Genomic DNA, 3,483 nt, shown 5'->3' with positions numbered 1-3,483 from the left:
TCTAAGCAACTCATCGTTAAGAATGGTCGCTATTGAAATCCATACTGATCTTAATGAAATAACATGTAGATGGATAGATAAAAGCGGTAAAACTCAAGTAATAGAATTTATGCCAGAAGAACTGGGAAAAGGAATCGATTTGGAACCAAGGATGGGAGTTTGGTAATGTTGAAGGTAATACAAATTTTATCAGGTATATGGCATCTTGATTTTACCAAACCATCTATCACGGATTGGATTAGCGCCACGGGAACCTTTTTAGGTGTCCCGGCTGCAATTTTCGGCATCTTTCGATTATTCAAAAAGGACATCGAATTAGAAAGAAAATTGACTGCACTAGAAAGTATTTCGGCATCACAGAATGATCTCGTAGACAAAATGCAGGTTGAGATTGACTTGTTATTAGTGCAAACCGGAGAATTTAAATATCAATCAACTTTAATGTTTGATCATAATAAGCTGATTGAAAAGCAAATTGAAGATCAAGCAAATTTGTCTTTAAGCGCGCAAGCAATAGAAGAGAAAAAGATAGCTATAGAACAACAAAAGCGGTTAATCGAAATTAAACCATATTTTACTTATCGATCTGCAAGTGCACCGACTTACAACTATTTCTTGGGTCTTTTAAACAAAGGACAAACCGCACAAGAAATCTGGTGCGAAATATTAGAACCTGTGGGTACGACTGTAGAATTAGACAAAAAAGACGTTGGCCAAAAGGAACTATTAAATCTTACGTACCAACCCAATGGATTTCGTCCTTTTAACGAAATATATTTTAAAGGAAAATTAAATTTCAAAGATGTTGACGGGAATGAATATTATCAACTAATAACAGTTTCACAGGGGAAACTAGAAGATAGCAAACCGGTGTTAAGATTATTTGAATGAACCTTCCGCAAAACAATAACCTCTCAATTTCATTATTAGCTGCCAGTTTTAATAACAAAGCAACTACCTATAAATACTACTGGTTTCTTTCTATCCTACAATTGTTAGAAAGAAAACAATCCAATATTATAACAAAAAGAGAACTCTTTGCAAGCATGGTATCCAATGCCTGGTATACAGTCAACTACTTTCATGTCTCGTTTGGTTCACAAGACAAACTTCAAAGGACAATAGAGTCACTAAAAGCTATTGAATCTTTAATGATCGATGAAAGGCAAACGGCGATTGAAAATAAATTACTCTCGACAAATAACAGGGCTACCATTAAGGAACTTAATCATTTTAACAGTCAGGTGCCGCATTGGTTTTTAAGTCMATGGTTTCCTAAAGAAGATAGAGCAACGATTTATAAGCGATCCATTAACTTTGAAAATAACTGCGTTTATTCCCTAACAAACGATAGCATTATCATAAATCCACGATGGCAGTCATATCTAATTAATAACGCTAGGGTGCTTAAAGATTTTTGCTACTGGAATTTAACTCTTTACCTGCAATCAAGAAACCCAAGCGTTCCTAATATTTCAAACAAGATTATCAGACCGGCTACAAGAAACGGATTAAATGGGCAGCGCAAGAATTTTTGGGACATTGTAGTTAAAGAGTTAGGTTCATTTGATTGCATTTACACAAATGAAAAGTTAATAATAAACGATTATGATGTTGACCACTTTGTGCCGTTTGCCTTTGTTACTCATGATTTGATTTGGAATCTCATTCCTGCTAACAAATCCTTTAATTGCATTAAGAGTGATAAATTACCGCGGCTAGATAAGTACTTTGATAAATTCTTCGAACTTCAAGCTACCGCTTTAGAAATAGTAAGTAGCGTTGATCCAAAGAATAAATATTTGGAAGAATATCTTACAATCTTACCAAATCTCGATATTCTCAAATATAATTTGAGAACAGACTCGAAATCTCGCTTCAAAGAACAACTACAGCCATTAATATCGATTGCCTCAAACAATGGCTTTGAGTTTATGAACTAACAATCAGACTTGATATACATTAGCACATAATATGAAAGAATACCTATCAAATTTGATCCCCAGAATTAAAGAATATAGCCTGAGTTTAGATAAAAAAGAGCTATTTATTGAGAAGCCTTGGGTTTGGTTGGACGATCAAGACAATCAACAAAAACTGATATTTAAAAGGAATGGTGAGTTGATAATGTCTTTTAATGGAAAAGTTCAAATAGGAAAATGGGAGTATCTGCAAGCAGCCAAAAGCCTCTTATTAGATAGGATTCAGGACAAGATACTACTAAATCAGGCATTTATAGACGAGGCAGTTATGGTACTGAAACACGATGGTGTCAAAGGAGAGAAAGTGGTATTTGTTAATGAAATTTTAATTCCAGACCTAAAGGTTGATAGCTATTTGAAGGATTTGTTTTATGCGAAGAACTTTGTCACAAGATTTGTTTTAGACAATGGCGAAAACTTAGAAATTTATCAAGCCAATTACAGTCCCAACTTGACTGATAAACCAGTCACCATAGGCATGAGAGAGGTTGAAGATGGCAAATACGTAACAAAAGAAGGAAATACTGCTGTCATAAAATCAGGAAGGTTAACAAATCTTTATTATTTAAAAGAACTGGTGTTAAAAGATGGTGAAAAAATAATGATTGAATATCCCTATTGTGAACAAGGATTTGACTACAGGATAGGTAACCTAGTTTATAAAGAAGATAGGATCACTCCCTTAGCAGATGGCACATATTCTTTTAAGACATTTAAAAGTTTTAGTGTAGTTAATGGAGAAATAACAAAGATTAGTTTATTCTCCTAAAATTGGAGAAATGGTTATTCGTAATTCTACACACAAAGTTAGCTGATACATCAGCACATAGTCGTTACACTTCAAGGTAGTATATACAAACAGGGCATCCCAAAGGGAACCCTCCACAGTTTCTATATCTCCACCTTGCCTTAGTGCTGCTGTCCAGCAGTGAGTCGTTCGAGAATTCACTCGAAATAAAACTTACTGCAATGACCGACATTAAACAGCTACTTAAAGAGTTTGAACGATTTGCTTATGGACAATCCCTTCATACTGCCTTTGTTGAAATATTAGATTGGACTTTGTTACCGTTTAGGAAATTCGATAATGCAGAATCACAAAACGTTGCACTCGAAAAGTATCAAACTCACCCCAAAGCAAAGCAACTGGTAACCCTTGTAACCATCATTGGCGAGCTGTCAGAGGGCTTCAATGACCCACTCGGTGAACTTTATATGCAAGCAATTTCGAATGGTCATAATGGTCAGTATTTCACACCAACACCAATATGTGATATGATGGCTACAATATCAGTTGGTAAAAACTCATTGCCAGGGCAAACAGTTGCTGATTGTGCATGTGGTTCAGGTAGGATGCTGTTGGCTGCTGCAAAGATCAATCGGTATCTACATCTTTATGGTGCCGATCTTGATAATACATGCTGTAAAATGGCATTGCTGAATATGCTTTTCAACTCCCTTACTGGTGAAATTGCACATATGAATAGCTTAAGTAATGAGT

4 protein-coding genes are annotated in these 3,483 nt (G+C 35.3%); all 4 read left to right on the top strand.

The genetic code is table 11. The features are described 5' to 3' along the window. Positions 1-165 precede the first annotated feature (165 nt). Positions 166-891, top strand: a complete 726-nt coding sequence (locus AC1DO4_RS27630) for a hypothetical protein (protein WP_477420995.1) — start codon at positions 166-168, stop codon at positions 889-891. Next, positions 888-1,943, top strand: a complete 1,056-nt coding sequence (locus AC1DO4_RS27625; protein WP_477420994.1) for an HNH endonuclease domain-containing protein — start codon at positions 888-890, stop codon at positions 1,941-1,943. Before AC1DO4_RS27630 ends, AC1DO4_RS27625 begins: the two co-directional genes overlap by 4 nt. Positions 1,944-1,974: 31 nt before the next feature. After that, complete coding sequence (locus AC1DO4_RS27620) at positions 1,975-2,751, top strand: hypothetical protein (RefSeq protein ID WP_477420993.1); 777 nt, start codon at positions 1,975-1,977, stop codon at positions 2,749-2,751. 200 nt (positions 2,752-2,951) lie between these two features. After that, positions 2,952-3,483 (top strand): N-6 DNA methylase (locus AC1DO4_RS27615; protein WP_477420992.1); only part of this gene is annotated, 532 nt, incomplete at its 3' end.

The organism is Mucilaginibacter sp. P5_A6, assembly GCF_056400585.1.
Note: the sequence above shows the minus strand (reverse complement) of the source record. Positions and strands in the feature narration are given on the sequence as shown.